Raw genomic sequence first — 14640 nt, 5'->3', positions numbered from 1 at the left:
GCAGTGGTGAATTCAGACGATCTCGGACACGGGCTGCATGTCGATAGCAAAACTTTCGAGGAATTTCGAGGTCATGATGTAGAAGCCGACCGAGAGCTGCAATTCTACCAGTGCGCCCGGCGTCAGCTTGGCTGCGATCGCCTTGAAGGTCGCGTCGGTTGGGCGATGTAGCGCAACGATCTCATCGGTGAAGGCCAGCGCCGCCCGCTGCACGTCGGTGAAGCAGCTCGCCGCCTGCCAGTCGTCCAGCGCGGCGTTCTGTTCGTCTGACACGCCCACATAGCCGCCGATGCGCTTGTGCGCGGCGACTTCATAGGGCGCCTCGCAGAGAATGCCGGTGCGGGTGATTGCCAGTTCGCGGATGACGGGATCGAGCTCGCCCTTGTTGCGGATGGCGCCGCCGAGCCGGCAATATTGTTCGAGGTAGCTGGGCGAATGCGCCATCATGAGGAAGATGTTGGCATTGCGGTTCTTGCCGAGGATCTCGCGGGTGCGTTCGCTGGCTGCGGCGGGATCGCTGTAGTCGATGCGGGCCATGGGTCCTCCCTTGAGATCGCCGTCGCGCCCTCCTGATGGGGCGCGTTCGGGCGAATGGCCGTGCCATCGTAGCCGAGCAGGGATAGCTCTGCCAGATTGCGATCGTCAGGCCCGCGTGTCGTATTCAACATTGCAGGCGCTTGCGCATAGTGGTCAAAGGGGGGCCCGCCATTCTGGCGGGGCCATGCGCCGGTCTCGATTCAATGACAAAAAGAGAAGACCCAAGGTACGTTTCGAGCGACGTTGCACCTCGCAAGACAGGTATTCGACTGTTCGTCCCCATCCTGGCGGGGGCACGGCTTGGCGAGCGCATGATTGCTTGCCTGGGTGCACTGCTGGGTATCGTGCTCACGGGACTGATCTGCCGATCTGTGTTGGGCGACAGCTCCAGCCTGCCGCTGATCGTGGCGCCGCTGGGCGCATCTGCTGTGCTCCTGTTTGCGGTTCCCACGAGTCCGCTAGCCCAGCCATGGGCGATCATCGGCGGTAACACCATCTCGGCTCTGATCGGCGTTGCTGTCGCGCATGTGGTGCCCGATCAGATTCTGGCGATCGGCTTCGGCGTATCGCTCGCCATCGCGGCGATGTCCTTTGCGCGCTGCCTGCATCCGCCCGGCGGCGCCACGGCGCTGACGGCCATCATCGGCGGGCCCATCGTGACCGCATCGGGATATCTGTTTCCATTCGTGCCCGTCGGCCTGAACTCGGTGCTTCTGGTCGGGCTGGGCTATCTGTTCCACAAGATCTCGCGGCGGACCTATCCTCACAGGGCGCCGGTGCCATCAGCAAATCCGCATCAGACATCGGACATCAGCCCGGAGCTGCGGGTCGGCTTTCGCGCCGAAGATATCGACAAGGCGCTGGAAGCGCTCAGCGAGACCTTCGATATAAGCCCCGACGATCTCGAGACGTTGCTGCGGCAGGTCGAACTGCAGGCCATGTTGCGCTCGCACGGCACGATCCTGTGCGGAGACATCATGTCGCGCGATGTCGTCACGGTCGGATTGCGGGATAGTGCCGAACTGGCCCGCTCGCGGCTGCTCTTGCATAATGTCCGCACGCTTCCCGTCCTAGGCATGCAGGGACAGCTCGTCGGAACGGTCGGCCTCCGCGAGCTGATGAAGGAATCGGGCGATGTCGGAAAATCCATGTCGCCCGCAGCGACGGCGACGATGCAGACACCCGCTGTGACCTTGCTTCCGACGCTAACCGATGGACGAACGCACGCCGTCATCATCGTCGATCAGGACCGCCTGATTCAGGGGCTGATCACCCAGACCGATTTGCTCAGCGCCGTCGCGAAGCTTGTTCCTGTTGCTGTCTAGGCGATCGCGCACCTGCAAGTCCGCGGGCGGAATGAAGCTGCAATTCGGTTGAACAATCTGTAGCTGGAGATATGGTCCTCGCGCAGCGTTAAAACTCGCATCGAGGCTTTCATGCGATCTTCACGAATTCCCGTTCTGAAGCTTGTGCTCGGCCTGGGCATGTTTGTGACCTTCCTCGGCAGCGCGGTTGCGGGCGAAGGTCCGGCTCCGGTGTGGCCGACCCAGGGCTGGCAGACATCCACGCCGGAAGAGCAGGGCGTGGACCCGGCAGCGCTCGCAGCACTGCTGGAGCTCGGAAGCCGCAACGATTTCGACAGCGTGCTGATCGTGCGTCATGGCAAGATCGTTCTGGATGCCTATTACGCGCCTTACACTGCCGATCTGCCGCATGTGGTCAATTCCGTCACCAAGGCCGTCATCGGCACGCTGACATCGATGGCGTTGCAGGATGGTCTCCTGAATGGCACGGACCAGCGGATGCTGGCATTCTTCGGCGAGCGCAGCGCTGCTAACCTTGATGACAACAAGAAGGCGATCACGCTTCAAAGTCTGTTGGACATGACGTCCGGACTTGCGCGGGACGGCCGGGCCGGTGTCAACGGCTCATTGGAGTCGACGGCCGGCATGGAGCGGAGCCGGGACTGGATCCAGTACATTCTCGATCGTCCGATGGCTGCTTCGCCGGGAGACGGCTTCAATTACGATAGTGGAAATGCACATCTGCTATCGGCCATCCTGACCAAAGTGACCGGGATGAGCGCGGAGGATTATGCGAAAGCGAAGCTGTTCGGTCCGTTGGGCATCACGGCGTGGAAATGGCGGCGCGATCCGCAGGGCATCTCGACGGGCGGATACGGCCTGGCGCTGCATCCGCGCGACATGGCGAAATTCGGCTATCTGTATCTGCATAACGGGGTGTGGGAGGGCAAGACGCTGGTGTCGCCCGTCTGGATCGACAGAGTGAGCCACGCCACGGTGGACATGAAGCTCTCTTTTGCTCCGGAGTTTCGCTATTCGAATTTCTTCTGGGCGCGACCCGACGGCAATGTCTATTGGGCGAGCGGGCTGCATTGTCAGCTTGTGATGGTCTATCCAGCGCTGGACCTCGTTGCAGTGACGACCGGCCGAGACAATTGCCCGGTGACCAACATCGTGGACGCCATCCCAAAGGCTGTCAGGTCCGAGATAGCAATAGAGCCGGACCCCGCCGGCACTGCGCGACTCGCAAGCGTTGTTCGCGCCATTTCGACGGAGGCAGAGGTGGACGTTAAGGAAACGCCTTCGATCGCCTCGGCGGTATCAGGCAAGACCTACACCTTTCCGCCCAATCCTCTCGCTGTAAAGTCGCTGTCGCTGACATTCGTGGGCTCCCATCCGCACTATGATTTCGAAATCTATAGTCGCGATCCCACGAGAGGGGCTGAGAAAATCAGTGGCCCTCTCGGGCTCGACGGACTGTATCGCAGAGGGACGCCAACGGCATTTGGGATTATTGCCGTGAAGGGGAGGTGGCTCGGCGAACATGCGTTCGAAATCGAGCGCAGGACCCTCGGCGAGGACGGCCGCACGCGGACATGGATGCTGTCATTCGACGGCGACAAGGTCAGTCTTCGCGGCAAGAACTATGAAGGTGTCGATGTCGCAATCGACGGACAGTCGGGCGGTTGATCGCGGAAGGCACGGGAAGTCCTGAGACCTCCCGTGCGCTCTTGCAGCGTCAGGCCGGCATGATGCCTGGCGCCCGGCGGGGCCATTTGGCGATGACTTCCGGTGCCACGTTGAGATGCTGTGCGACGAGAGCCGGCGGCGTGTGGGTCAGCCAGTCGGACAGCGACACTTCCTCGTAATGCACCGTGCGGAACACCTCGATGAATTGCAGGTCGGTGTCGCCGGTGTTCTCGATATAGTGGCCGAAGTTGCGTTTGACGTAGCCGACGTCCCCCGATGTGAAGTCGATGGTGGTGGCGTTCGGGCCGGAATTGAACAGTGTCATCCGCGCGCGGCCCGCGAGATAATACTGCCACTCGTCGGCATTCGGATGCCAGTGCATCTCGCGCATGCCGCCGGGCTTCACCGTCACCAGTGCCACCGCAATCGTCGCCGAAGCGGTGAAGTTGCTGGTGTCGGCAATCCGGATCTCGCCGTTGCGTGTCGATTTCACCGGCTTGGACGATCCCAGCGCATAGGTGAACGGATAGAGCGCGACATCCGCATCGCGATAGGACGAGGCCTGATCCGCCGCGAGCGAACCGGGAACCGTGCCCTGGAAGATCCAGAGATTTTGCAGCGGGATTTTCGCGAAGCTTTCGACCGGCACGCCGAAATTCTTGGCCAGGATTTCCGGCGGCGTATGCGCGATCCAGTCCGACAGCAGCAGCGTATTGAATTCGTTGGCCTGGCCGTCATCGAAGCAGATCACGAATTCGCAGCCATCGGGGCCGAGACCTTGGAGCGAGTGCGGCGCACCGGACGGGAAGTACCAGAGGTCGCCCGCATTGACATCAGCGACATAAGGCCGGCCCTGATTGTCGAGCACGGTCACCCGGCACGAGCCGTAAGTCATGATCGCCCATTCGCCGGCCTGGTGCCAATGCATCTCGCGGATGCCACCGGCGGTGAGCCGCATATTGACGCCGGAGATAGTGGTCGAGATCGCAAAGTCTGCTTGCGTCACCTGCCGTGCCCAGCCACCGTTCTGGATGCGCCGCGGTGCATTGTTGAACGTGGCCCAGGGCAGGGCCATGCCGCCGATATCGGTCGCAGGCGGCAATTGCGAGGATGGAAACTGGCCGGCGATGACGGAATTCTGCGGGCCGGGATCGCTCAGATTGTTCGGCCCCTTGGCGTTGATCGCGCCCTGCGGCGGCAGATCCGGATTGCCGAATGTCGCGGCCTGTGCGGATGCTGCGGCGGTCATCACGATGCCCGATGCTGTTGCTGCCATGAGATCTCTCCGTGAGAACATGGGACGTCCTCCTGTTGCGACGCGGATCTGCGTCATGGTTTTGAATCGATGGAAGCGTTGCGCGCCGGGTAACTCCCGACGCGCGCAGTAAAGGGGAAGAGACAGGTCTACTTCTTGACGCCTGCGGCGGCGAGGATCAGGTCGGCGACTTGCTTGGGATGGGAGACCAGCGAGAGATGGCCCGCATTGAGCTCGATCGTGGTCGCATTCATGCGCTTGGCGAGGAAACGTTCGAGATCGGGATTGATCGTCTTGTCCTCTTTCGACACCGCATAGAACGAGGGCTTATCGTGCCACGCGGCTGCGGTGGTGCGGCCTGCGAAGATCGATGCGGCGGTCGAGCCCTGCACGGCATAGAGCACTTCGGCCTGCTTGCGCGGAACGCCATTGGCGAAATATTTCAGGAACGAGTCTTCGGAGAGCTGGGTGTAGCCATCATGGGTCTGGATGCCGGCGCGCACCTCGCCCGTCGGAAATTTGCCGGACAGCGCCACGAAGTCCTCATTGGCGTCCGGCGCGCGGGCGGCGACATAGACCAGCGCCGAGACCTTCGGGTCGGTGCCGACGTCGCTGATCACCGTGCCGCCCCAGGAATGTGCGACGAGGACGGTCGGGCCATCCTGCAACGCGAGCGCGCGGCGGGTCGCGGCATTGGAGTCGTCCAGCGAGCTCAGCGGATTTTGCACGGCCGTCACATGGAGGCCTGCCTTCTGCAACAGCGGAATGACTCCGGCCCAGCTCGATCCGTCGGCCCAGGCGCCGTGCACCAGAACCACGTTCTTGGCTTTCACGGGCGCTGCGATTGCAGCCTGCGCCATCGGCGCCGTCAGCACGCACATGGCCACTGTCAGCATCGCACGCAGAGTCGTTTTGGAAAGGGAGTTCATCAACATGGTATCACCATTCGGTTGCCGGCGATTGTCCTGGCCGGAGGGATGAAGGAAGCATGGATGTTGCACTTGACGGGCTCGCGCCGGTCAGCTCGAACGGGAGCGGATCGGCATGACATTGTCTGGTTTATGGGATGGCGAGGCTGCGGTGAATCGGACGGTGGTGTGCAGCCGGCATACCTAGGTTTATGGCTACGAATACGCAGGGGCGTCGCCGACTGTTACGTCGGCGAACCCGGCGGTAACGGAATGGTGAGGGCTACAGGATGATCGACTATGTCACCGTGGATGTGTTCACGGACCAGCGTTTCGGCGGCAATCCGCTGGCAGTCGTTCCGGATGCGCGCGGCATCGACGATGCGCTGCTGCAGAAGATCGCCACCGAGTTCAACTATTCGGAAACGACCTTCGTGTTTCCGCCGGATGATCCCGCGCATACCGCACGCGTTCGCATCTTCACACCGACCGATGAAATTCCCTTCGCGGGTCATCCCAATGTCGGCACCGCCTATGTGCTCGGCCGCCAGGGCGCGGCCTTTGGCAGGCCTGTCGGCGATCACATGATGTTCGAAGAGAAGGCAGGCCTCGTCCATCTCGATCTATTGCGGGAAGGCAGCGAGGTCATCGGCGCCGGCTTTGTCGCGCCGCAATCCGTTCAGATCGGTGATGCAGTCGATGTCGTGACGCTGGCCGGCTGCATCTCGCTGCCGCCGGATGCGGTCGTGTCACACACGCATCCGCCGCGCATCGTCTCCGTCGGCCTGCCTTTCGCTGTCGCTGAACTGTCGGGTCTCGATGCACTGGCCTCCGCGCGTCCGAATACATCGGCCTTTGAGGTCGCGGGAAAGACATACTGGCACCGCGACGATCGCTTCTCGGCCTTCATCTATGTCCGCACAGGCGACGGCATCGATCATTTGCGCGCCCGCATGTTCGCCCCGCTCAGCAACGTGCCCGAAGATCCTGCCACCGGGAGCGCCTCTGCGGCGCTGGCGGCCTATCTCGTCACGCTCGACCCGCGCCGCGATGCGGTTTGTGCCATCACCATCGAGCAGGGTGTCGAGATGGGGCGTCGCAGCCTCATTGAGGTCGAGGTGCGGAAGCGTGATGGACATGTCGAGAGCGTTCGCATTTCCGGCCGTTGCGTGCCGGTGATGCAGGGCCGTATCGACGTGTAAGCTGAATCACGCCTCGTCCGGCAGATCTCCCACGCGCCACAGGGCCAGCGACTTGTCGGCATAGTCGCCGCCAGCTTCCGTACAGCCTTCGTTGATCACGGCTAACGGAGCAGGAAACAGGAACGGTGCGTGCTGCAGATTGAGTACGCGCCAGTCACCGTCCTCGATATCGCGATTGGCTGATGCGTCGGGAAATGTCGTGGTCAGCAGCCAGCAGGTGCCGGAGCGTTTCAGATTGGCGATGGCGCGGTGGATGTTGGCGAATGACAGATGCACAAGGCAGTCGCGACACAACGCCAGATCGGCAGCGGGCAGGGTATCGCTGACGAGATCGAGGCGGGCAAAATCGATATGGCCTGCATTGCCATAGTGCGCGGCATTGGCTGCCACGATATCCGGAACGATATCGGCGCCGAGATAGCGGATACCGCCGAGGTCCATCTGCGCCATCCAGGTGAAATCGCCGCAGGGCAGATCGAGGATGGATTGCACCGGCAATCGCCGCAGCAATTGCATGAGGTCGCGGCGGAGTGCCGTTGTTGCGTCGAGTTCGGAGCCGAGGCCGGATTGCGATTTTTCAGCGCCCCACAGATTGGTGCGATAGATCAGCTCGAAACGCGTAGCGAGATCGAGCCCGTCGAATTCGCGACGTCGCTCGGCGAAGCGAAGTTCGGCCAGAACCGGTGTGCGTCGCCTCGATCTGTCCATTCGCGCGCCCACTGCAGCAACGGTAAATCAGAGTTCCGCAGCCAGCTTCGATCTGAAGTTCGCCGTTGTAAACACTCGTGAAACACGCTCTGGAATCATTGTCCTTGTAATTCGGCTGAAATCACCTATATTGTGCTTATTCGAATATATGCTCTGGCTTGTTGACCGCGCCGTAATCGGCTCCATTCCCCAAGACATCGTTGAAATCGGATCGGGCTCACGCGATGTCGCGTAGGGCTCGCGCATTCGCACATCTTGGAGAATAGTTATGGCAGTCGGTACAGTTAAGTGGTTCAACGCGACCAAGGGTTTCGGTTTCATTCAGCCTGATGACGGCGGCCAGGATGTGTTCGTTCACATCAGTGCAGTCGAGCGCGCTGGATTGGGTTCGCTCAATGAAGGCCAGAAGGTTTCTTTCGAAGCCAAGGCTGACAAGATGCGCGGCAAGACCAGCGCGGAAGATCTGCGCGCGATCTGAGCTTGAAGGTCCTGAAATTTCCACGGATGTACTGGGATTTCTCGACCGGCAAGTTTTGCGTCGTCTCATAGATTTGGAATGACTGAAGCCCGTCGGTGATCATCACCGGCGGGCTTCATCCTATAAGCATGATCATACGTCCGATTTCAGTGTCCGATATGAGGATCGATCAAGATGATTGAACGTCTGGATACGCTCAAGGCGGCGCATATGCGCATGATCGAGGAACGTGATGCGCACGCGAAAGTGCTGGCGGCACCCTTCAATCGCGACAATGCGGAACGGGCTCGCATGAAGTTTGTCGAGATTCAGAACGTGATCGACGCCATCGATCGCGCCATCCTGGGTGAGCAACCCGTCCAATAGCGCCGGCTCTAGCCGATCAATGCGCGCAGTTCCGCAATCATCTTCGTCGTCTCAAACGGCTTGCCGAAAAAGCGACTATCGTGAGGCAGATCGTTCTGCGCGACCTGCAAATGGCCGGACACGATGACGATCTTGATCGGCGGCCAGCGGTTGCGCACCGCATGCGCAAGCTTCAACCCGTCCATGCTGCCGGGCATCTGTACGTCGGTGAACAGCAGCACGATATCGTTGCGGCTCTCGAGAATTCGCACGGCTTCGTCGGCATTGTTGGCCTCGATAGCGATGAAGCCGGCTTCCTCGACGATGTCGGCTGCGTGAATGCGGAGCAGAGGCTCGTCCTCGACGATAAGGACGGCGGGCCGCTGGATGTCACGTGCGTTGGGATCTGAGAGTGCTGCCATCAAAATTGGTGTCACCTTTCGTCGGGTATCGAAGCCAGCTCGCTCAATCTGGTTTCGAACCGACATGTGAGCCCTTCGGGCAAAAATTCGATTTTGACAGAACTGCCGAAGTCGGCTGACAGCGTGCCTTCGATCAGTCGTGAGCCAAATCCACGTCGCGTCGGCGGGACGACGACGGGGCCGCCGGATTCGCGCCACGCGAAACCTAACGCCGGCCCGTCGCTGCCGGTGTGACAAGCCCAGTCGATATCTATCGTTCCGTCCGGAACGGATAATGCACCATACTTTGCGGCATTGGTTGCGAGTTCATGCAGCGCGAGCGCCAGTGACAGTGCCTGTTTGGCCGTCAGTTCCACCTCGGGGCCCGAGACGCGAATGCGCTTTTCGCCCGTTCGATGCGGCGCCAGTGCGCCAGCGATCACCGTGGGCATCGACGCGCTGGTCCAGCTCGATGCGGTCAGGATATCGTGTGCCTGGTTGAGTGCGGAGAGGCGCGCATCGAAAATGGTCCGAGCCTCTTCCTTGGTCGCTGCGGTACGGAACGTCTGACTGGCGATGGCGCCGACCATGGCCATGGTGTTCTTCATGCGATGTTCGAGTTCGCGCGTCAGCAATTGCTGCTGTGTCTCGGCACGTTTCAGTTTACCGACGTCGCGAATAGTACCGATGAAGCGCGTAACGACGCCATTCTCGAATTCAGCCCTGCCTTTGGCGGAACACCAGCGCTCGATGCCGTCATCGAGACCGATGGTGCGGTATTCGATGTCATAGGCCTGTGGCCCGTCCACCATCATGGCGTCCAGGCATGCCTTCTCAGTGACGTCGCGATCATCGGGATGAAGTCCTTGCAGGAAGACGTCGAACGAGATCGGCTTGCCGAAGGTGAGGCCGAACAATTCGTAGCAGCGCCGGTCCCATTGCAGCAAGCCGGTGCGCGGGTCGAGATCCCAGGTTCCAGTGTCGGCAGCGTCGAGTGCAAGTCGTAGCTGGCTTTCGCTGGCCTGTAGCGCCACATCCACAGCACGCGATGCAGTGATATCGCGCGACACCGAAAGCAGCTGATGCGGTTTTCCATCGGGGCCGGGAATGGCGGTGACGGTGACATCCCACCATTTCGGCGTGCCGGCCATCGTGGTGGCGTAACCCTGGAAGTGTCCGGTGCGCCCAAGCTGAGCGGCCCTTACAGCCGCCTTGGCGTCGGTATTGCCCTGCCCCTGCCAGAAGTCCGGCCATGGGCACCCCTTGATCGCGCCAAAATCCGTGACCTCCATGACGCGCTGGCCGCCGTCGGTCATGAAGATGAGGTTGCCGTCGAAATCGAGGACCTTGATGCAGTCGCCCGATGCTGCGAGCAAACTTCGCAAGAATGAATTGGCGTCCTGAATAGGTCCGAACGATTGATCCACGAATACCCCGGGAGCTGCGGCTCCGATCGCAAAAATACGCTGCAATGAAATACGGCCGCAAACAGATACGGTTGCGGATGTACGGTAACAGGTCTTCGAGCAAACGTGCCAGACCAGAGCGGGTTCCGGCTCCATCGCGGCGATGCCGCGTGCGTCGATTTACGCTGAGGTCGATATAGCCTCCGCCGCGCTGCCGTCGTGCCAAAGCCACGCGCTGACCGCGCCGCTGCGGCCGCGGATCTGGACTTCGGTCGGGCCGCTCAGCGCCCCCGTCGCGCGCACCGCACAGTCCTCTCCCGCGGCGCGCAGCAGGTCGTCGCTCAGGGCCACCTTGGCGCCGTGGCTCGCGGCGACCTCCATGAGCCGGCTGGCGACATTGACGGTATCGCCGGTCGCGGTGATGTGCTGGTAGCTGGCGCCGCCGAGACGCGATGCGACGATATCGCCGAAATGCGCGCCGATCTTGAATCCGATCTGGCTGGCGATCTCAGGCGGAAGACCAGCGATCCACGTGCCGGTTCGCGTCGTGAGGTCGATACAGCAGCGCACGGCACGGGGGGCATCGTCATCGGCGACGACAGGCAATCCGAACAGGATCATCGCGCCGTCGCCCATGAAGGTTGTGACCACACCGCCATGGGCGAGGGTCACCTGATCGATCATCGCGTGGAAGGACTTCAGCAATTCGCGCACCGCGTCTGCGTTGAGTGTCTCACTGAGTGCGGTGAAGCGCGAGATATCGATGAAGATGACGGCGGCATGCTGATGCACCGGCTGCAACAGGTAGTCCGGATACTTGATCAGCCAGTCACGCAGACCCGGCGCCTGGAACTGGCGCAGCAGGTCGCTGCGCGCTGCAAAGCGTTGCACGCTGCGCCGGCTGCTCCAGATTTGCAGTGCGCCGAACGCCATCGCCGGCGGCACAGCCGCGGCCAGCGGCAATGCGGCGCTCATCCAGATGCCATGGCCATAGGCGATGGTGTTGATCACGGCCCACAGCGCGACCACGGCGACGATCGCAATGAGGCCGACGGCATTGCGCCGCCATGCGAGCAGGGCGATGCACAGCATCGCCAGGACGATCGCAAAGCCGGCATCGAACAGCCGGATGGATGTATTGCGCAGCAAGGTGTCCTTGGCGAGCAGATGCGTGATTGCGGTGGACACGACTTCGACGCCGGGCATCACCGGATCGAACGGCGTGGAGAAGAAATCGCCGCCGCCGCTGACGGTGACGCCGATGGCGACGACGCGGTCCTCGACATCGGCGCGGCGGAGTTTGCCCGCCAGAACCTCCGATGCGCTGATCGTCCTGATGGTGCCGCGCGGCCCATAGAAAGACATCGGCAACAAATGGCCGACATCGGTCGGGACATGGGTGCCGGCGAGGGAGAAATTATACTCGCCAATCTGGGCATCGTCGCGCGAGGCGGCTGATGCGACGCGCAGCGGCATCGACACCATCACGCGGTCGGCTGAGCGCATCAGCATCGGCATCGAGCGCGGCACGCCGCTGCTATCGGTGTTGAGATTGACCACGCCGACCGTGGCCTGATCGGCGAAGATTTTCAGCGGCAGCAGAAATCCTGACGCCACCGGCAGGTCGGCGAGAGGTCCGGCCTCCTTGGTGGCCACGGTCTGTTTGGACTCGCTGAACAGAGCCGCCGCGGCAATGACGGCGTTGGTCTTGCCGAGCGCCTGTGCCAGTGCGGCATCGCTCTCTGCTGCGCCGCCATCGACCAGCAGCAGATCGAGTGCGAGCACTTTCGGTTTGTAGCGTGCGATTTCCTCGATGATTGTCGTCAGCGTGGCGCGGGGCAGCGGATAGCTGCCTTGTTCGCGTGCGACCCGATCGTCGATCGCGATGATGGTGACGAGATCGGGCGGTTTCTTCACGCCGCGGATCTGGATGCGCAGGTCGGTCAGCGTCGCTTCTAGCCTGTCGAGAAAGCCGACATCGCCGCGGTTATGTCCAAAGGCCAGCGCCGCCGCCCACACGCCCGCCAGGACCATGGCGAGCGGTGTCTGCAATCTGCTGGCCTTCATCATCGTCGCGTATCCGGGCCGTTTAACGCCCAAGCCTTTGTCAACGACCAAGCCTTGCCATCAATGCGGTGACGCGCGGCGCGGGCCAACGCTTGATGTCGAGTGGCGTCGCCGAGGTATCGACATCGACGCCTTCACCGGGGCCGAGGGTTACGCTGCCGGGGCTGGTCACGCGCCTGACGCCGACGCGACCGGTCTCGACGAAGACGGAGGTCTTGCTGCCCTCGGCGTCCACCGCCCACCTGGTGCCACGCACCGCGGCGATCGCCTGCGGTGTCATCACCTCGAAGGTTTTGCCTGCCTTCTGTTTGGGGGCCTCGATGAGAACGGCCTTGCTTTGCAGGTCGACGCCGTCGACACGGCCGTTGCGGTCGCGATCGAGCAGCGTGAAGCGCGCGCCGTTTTCAGCAATGATCGTTACGCCGCCGCAGCGCAGGGTTTGCGGTCCGCCGGCCGGCTGGCTCGATGTGCAGCCCGGGTTGGCCTGTTGCGCCGATGCAGCACCGCCGTACAGGCACGCCGCAGTGACGATGGCCGCCGCCAGCCTGATTGAATGGGTCATGTTGGTACTCCTGAACGCGACATCGGTAAGGCGGGCGGCGGGCGATTTCGTTCAACGTCTGCGGGCGAGCGGCGTGATTAACGCTCGGAGGTACCCATATAGGGCGACGCAGCGGCACAACGAGGGCAGATCCAACCGGGATGGCCGATCTCACGACCATGTGAGATTGAGAGGCATTCTCAGTAATCGGGCCGCGAGCGCTGCCGCAATCTCGCCACAACGCCCCGGATTTTCAGGGGATATCAAAGGTTTGCATGAGGCTAACGAGGCCATTTTCGGGGCGTTCGTGCTTGTTTTCCCCCCGCGCTTCCTTTATTCCCGTTTTGCATCGCAGACAGCGTCCTGGAAGACTTGGGTAACCAAGATCATTGGCCGCGTTTAGGCGGATGCCTGGGCGTGATCCGGCAAACGGCAGACCGTTTTCCGCGCTGATCACGCTTCGACGCGTGTATTTTCAGAGGACTAGCGCCAAATGGCCAATGTTGTCGTCGTCGGCGCCCAGTGGGGCGACGAGGGTAAGGGCAAGATCGTTGACTGGTTGTCGGATCAGGCGGATGTCGTCGCCCGCTATCAGGGCGGCCACAATGCCGGTCATACGCTGGTCATCGACGGCCAGACCTACAAGCTGGCGCTGCTGCCGTCGGGCGTGGTGCGCGGCGGCAAGCTCTCGGTGATCGGCAATGGCGTGGTGTTCGACCCGCAGGCCTTCGTCGATGAAGTCGCCAAGCTCCGCGGCCAGGGCGTCGATGTCGGCCCGCACAATCTGCGAGTCGCCGAAAACGTCACGCTGATCCTGCCGCTGCACCGCGAACTCGATGCACTGCGCGAGAATGCCAACAAGGCCACCGCCATCGGCACCACCCAGCGCGGCATCGGCCCGGCCTATGAAGACAAGGTCGGCCGCCGTGCTATCCGTCTGATGGATCTCGCCGATCTGCAGACCTTGCCGCACAAGGTCGATCGCCTGCTGACGCATCACAATGCGCTGCGCCGCGGCCTCGGCCTCGAAGAATTCAAGTCGGCCGATATCGTCAAGGATCTCGCCGCGTTCGCGCCGGTGCTGCTGCCTTACGCCGAGGCGGTCTGGCGGCTGCTCGACAGCAAGCGCCGCGAGGGCAAGCGCATCTTGTTCGAAGGTGCGCAGGGCGCGCTGCTCGATGTCGATCACGGCACCTATCCCTATGTCACCTCGTCCAACACCGTGGCCGCCCAGGCAGCGACCGGCACCGGCATGGGCCCGGGCGCGGTCGGCTATGTGCTCGGCATCTGCAAGGCCTACACCACGCGCGTGGGCCAAGGTCCATTCCCGACCGAACTGCTGAACGAGATCGGCGAAGAGATCGGCCGTCGCGGCAAGGAATTTGGCGTCAATACCGGGCGCAAGCGTCGCTGCGGCTGGTTCGATGCGGTGCTGGTGCGACAGACTGTCCGCACCTGCGGCATCAACGGCCTGGCGCTGACCAAGCTCGACATCCTCGACGGCTTCGACACCATCGAGGTTTGCGTCGGCTACAAGCTCGACGGCAAGGAAATCGACTATCTGCCGGCTGGCGAGGGCGCCCAGGCCCGGATCGAGCCGATCTACGAGACCATCGAAGGCTGGAAAGAGCCGACCGCGAACGCCCGTTCATGGGCCGATCTGCCGGCGCAGGCGATTAAATACGTGCGCCGGATCGAGGAACTGGTTGGCTGCCCGATTGCTTTGCTTTCCACGAGCCCGGAACGCGAAGATACTATTCTGGTGCAAAACCCGTTTGAGGCTTAACGAACTGTTACCG

At 62.0% G+C, this 14640-nt stretch carries 14 protein-coding genes; 6 read left to right on the top strand and 8 right to left on the bottom strand.

Annotation, left to right across the window (positions count from 1 at the left end):
* Positions 1-12 precede the first annotated feature (12 nt).
* Entirely contained in the window at positions 13-537 is a 525-nt protein-coding gene (locus AB8A38_RS12970; protein WP_439086234.1) for a carboxymuconolactone decarboxylase family protein, read from the bottom strand.
* 203 nt (positions 538-740) lie between these two features.
* Between AB8A38_RS12970 and AB8A38_RS12965 the strand changes: the two genes are divergently transcribed.
* On the top strand, positions 741-1862 hold the full coding sequence (locus tag AB8A38_RS12965) for an HPP family protein (protein ID WP_439086233.1): 1122 nt from the start codon (positions 741-743) through the stop codon (positions 1860-1862).
* Between the two features lie 111 nt (positions 1863-1973).
* Positions 1974-3530 (top strand): serine hydrolase domain-containing protein, encoded by a 1557-nt coding sequence (locus AB8A38_RS12960; protein WP_439086232.1) that lies wholly within the window; start codon positions 1974-1976, stop codon positions 3528-3530.
* A 49-nt stretch (positions 3531-3579) separates the two neighbouring features.
* Here AB8A38_RS12960 and AB8A38_RS12955 read toward each other — a convergent pair whose 3' ends face one another.
* Positions 3580-4827, bottom strand: a complete 1248-nt coding sequence (locus AB8A38_RS12955; RefSeq protein WP_439086231.1) for a cupin domain-containing protein — start codon at positions 4825-4827, stop codon at positions 3580-3582.
* A gap of 107 nt (positions 4828-4934) precedes the next feature.
* Positions 4935-5714: an alpha/beta fold hydrolase gene (locus AB8A38_RS12950; protein ID WP_439086230.1), complete on the bottom strand. Its 780-nt coding sequence runs from the start codon at positions 5712-5714 to the stop codon at positions 4935-4937.
* A 269-nt stretch (positions 5715-5983) separates the two neighbouring features.
* Between AB8A38_RS12950 and AB8A38_RS12945 the strand changes: the two genes are divergently transcribed.
* Positions 5984-6895 carry a PhzF family phenazine biosynthesis protein gene (locus tag AB8A38_RS12945; RefSeq protein ID WP_439086229.1) on the top strand — a complete coding sequence of 304 codons (912 nt, stop codon included), beginning with the start codon at positions 5984-5986 and terminating at the stop codon, positions 6893-6895.
* Positions 6896-6901: 6 nt separating this feature from the next.
* Here AB8A38_RS12945 and AB8A38_RS12940 read toward each other — a convergent pair whose 3' ends face one another.
* Positions 6902-7603, bottom strand: coding sequence for a class I SAM-dependent methyltransferase (locus AB8A38_RS12940; RefSeq protein WP_315840902.1), 702 nt, complete (start codon positions 7601-7603; stop codon positions 6902-6904).
* A gap of 268 nt (positions 7604-7871) precedes the next feature.
* On the opposite strand from AB8A38_RS12940, the gene AB8A38_RS12935 reads away from it, so the two are divergent.
* Complete coding sequence (locus AB8A38_RS12935; RefSeq protein ID WP_068731259.1) at positions 7872-8081, top strand: cold-shock protein; 210 nt, start codon at positions 7872-7874, stop codon at positions 8079-8081.
* A 174-nt stretch (positions 8082-8255) separates the two neighbouring features.
* Entirely contained in the window at positions 8256-8447 is a 192-nt protein-coding gene (locus AB8A38_RS12930; protein WP_315840903.1) for a hypothetical protein, read from the top strand.
* 8 nt (positions 8448-8455) lie between these two features.
* Here AB8A38_RS12930 and AB8A38_RS12925 read toward each other — a convergent pair whose 3' ends face one another.
* The 4 genes from AB8A38_RS12925 to AB8A38_RS12910 form a co-directional block, all read right to left on the bottom strand.
* Positions 8456-8848: a response regulator gene (locus AB8A38_RS12925; protein WP_315840904.1), complete on the bottom strand. Its 393-nt coding sequence runs from the start codon at positions 8846-8848 to the stop codon at positions 8456-8458.
* An 11-nt stretch (positions 8849-8859) separates the two neighbouring features.
* Entirely contained in the window at positions 8860-10212 is a 1353-nt protein-coding gene (locus AB8A38_RS12920) for an HWE histidine kinase domain-containing protein (RefSeq protein WP_439086228.1), read from the bottom strand.
* Between the two features lie 201 nt (positions 10213-10413).
* Positions 10414-12303, bottom strand: coding sequence for a CHASE2 domain-containing protein (locus AB8A38_RS12915; RefSeq protein ID WP_439086227.1), 1890 nt, complete (start codon positions 12301-12303; stop codon positions 10414-10416).
* Positions 12304-12340: 37 nt separating this feature from the next.
* Positions 12341-12862 (bottom strand): FecR domain-containing protein, encoded by a 522-nt coding sequence (locus AB8A38_RS12910; protein WP_315840907.1) that lies wholly within the window; start codon positions 12860-12862, stop codon positions 12341-12343.
* A 472-nt stretch (positions 12863-13334) separates the two neighbouring features.
* Between AB8A38_RS12910 and AB8A38_RS12905 the strand changes: the two genes are divergently transcribed.
* The gene (locus tag AB8A38_RS12905; protein ID WP_315840908.1) at positions 13335-14627 is read left to right on the top strand and encodes an adenylosuccinate synthase; all 1293 of its coding nucleotides are present in this window, start codon (positions 13335-13337) and stop codon (positions 14625-14627) included.
* Positions 14628-14640 lie beyond the last annotated feature (13 nt).

This window comes from Tardiphaga sp. 839_C3_N1_4 (assembly GCF_051811045.1).
Taxonomy (GTDB): domain Bacteria; phylum Pseudomonadota; class Alphaproteobacteria; order Rhizobiales; family Xanthobacteraceae; genus Tardiphaga.
The sequence above is the reverse complement of the archived record's forward strand: the minus strand, read 5'-3'. Positions and strand labels throughout refer to the sequence as shown.

Excerpts from the sequence above, each read along its gene's own strand:
- AB8A38_RS12930 (WP_315840903.1), top strand. The coding sequence starts at position 8,256 with ATGATTGAACGTCTGGATACGCTCAAGGCGGCGCATATGCGCATGATC.
- AB8A38_RS12965 (WP_439086233.1), top strand. The coding sequence starts at position 741 with ATGACAAAAAGAGAAGACCCAAGGTACGTTTCGAGCGACGTTGCACCT.
- AB8A38_RS12945 (WP_439086229.1), top strand. The coding sequence starts at position 5,984 with ATGATCGACTATGTCACCGTGGATGTGTTCACGGACCAGCGTTTCGGC.
- AB8A38_RS12935 (WP_068731259.1), top strand. The coding sequence starts at position 7,872 with ATGGCAGTCGGTACAGTTAAGTGGTTCAACGCGACCAAGGGTTTCGGT.
- AB8A38_RS12950 (WP_439086230.1), bottom strand. The coding sequence starts at position 5,714 with ATGAACTCCCTTTCCAAAACGACTCTGCGTGCGATGCTGACAGTGGCC.
- AB8A38_RS12955 (WP_439086231.1), bottom strand. The coding sequence starts at position 4,827 with ATGTTCTCACGGAGAGATCTCATGGCAGCAACAGCATCGGGCATCGTG.
- AB8A38_RS12940 (WP_315840902.1), bottom strand. The coding sequence starts at position 7,603 with ATGGACAGATCGAGGCGACGCACACCGGTTCTGGCCGAACTTCGCTTC.
- AB8A38_RS12925 (WP_315840904.1), bottom strand. The coding sequence starts at position 8,848 with ATGGCAGCACTCTCAGATCCCAACGCACGTGACATCCAGCGGCCCGCC.
- AB8A38_RS12915 (WP_439086227.1), bottom strand. The coding sequence starts at position 12,303 with ATGATGAAGGCCAGCAGATTGCAGACACCGCTCGCCATGGTCCTGGCG.
- AB8A38_RS12905 (WP_315840908.1), top strand. The coding sequence starts at position 13,335 with ATGGCCAATGTTGTCGTCGTCGGCGCCCAGTGGGGCGACGAGGGTAAG.
- AB8A38_RS12910 (WP_315840907.1), bottom strand. The coding sequence starts at position 12,862 with ATGACCCATTCAATCAGGCTGGCGGCGGCCATCGTCACTGCGGCGTGC.
- AB8A38_RS12960 (WP_439086232.1), top strand. The coding sequence starts at position 1,974 with ATGCGATCTTCACGAATTCCCGTTCTGAAGCTTGTGCTCGGCCTGGGC.
- AB8A38_RS12970 (WP_439086234.1), bottom strand. The coding sequence starts at position 537 with ATGGCCCGCATCGACTACAGCGATCCCGCCGCAGCCAGCGAACGCACC.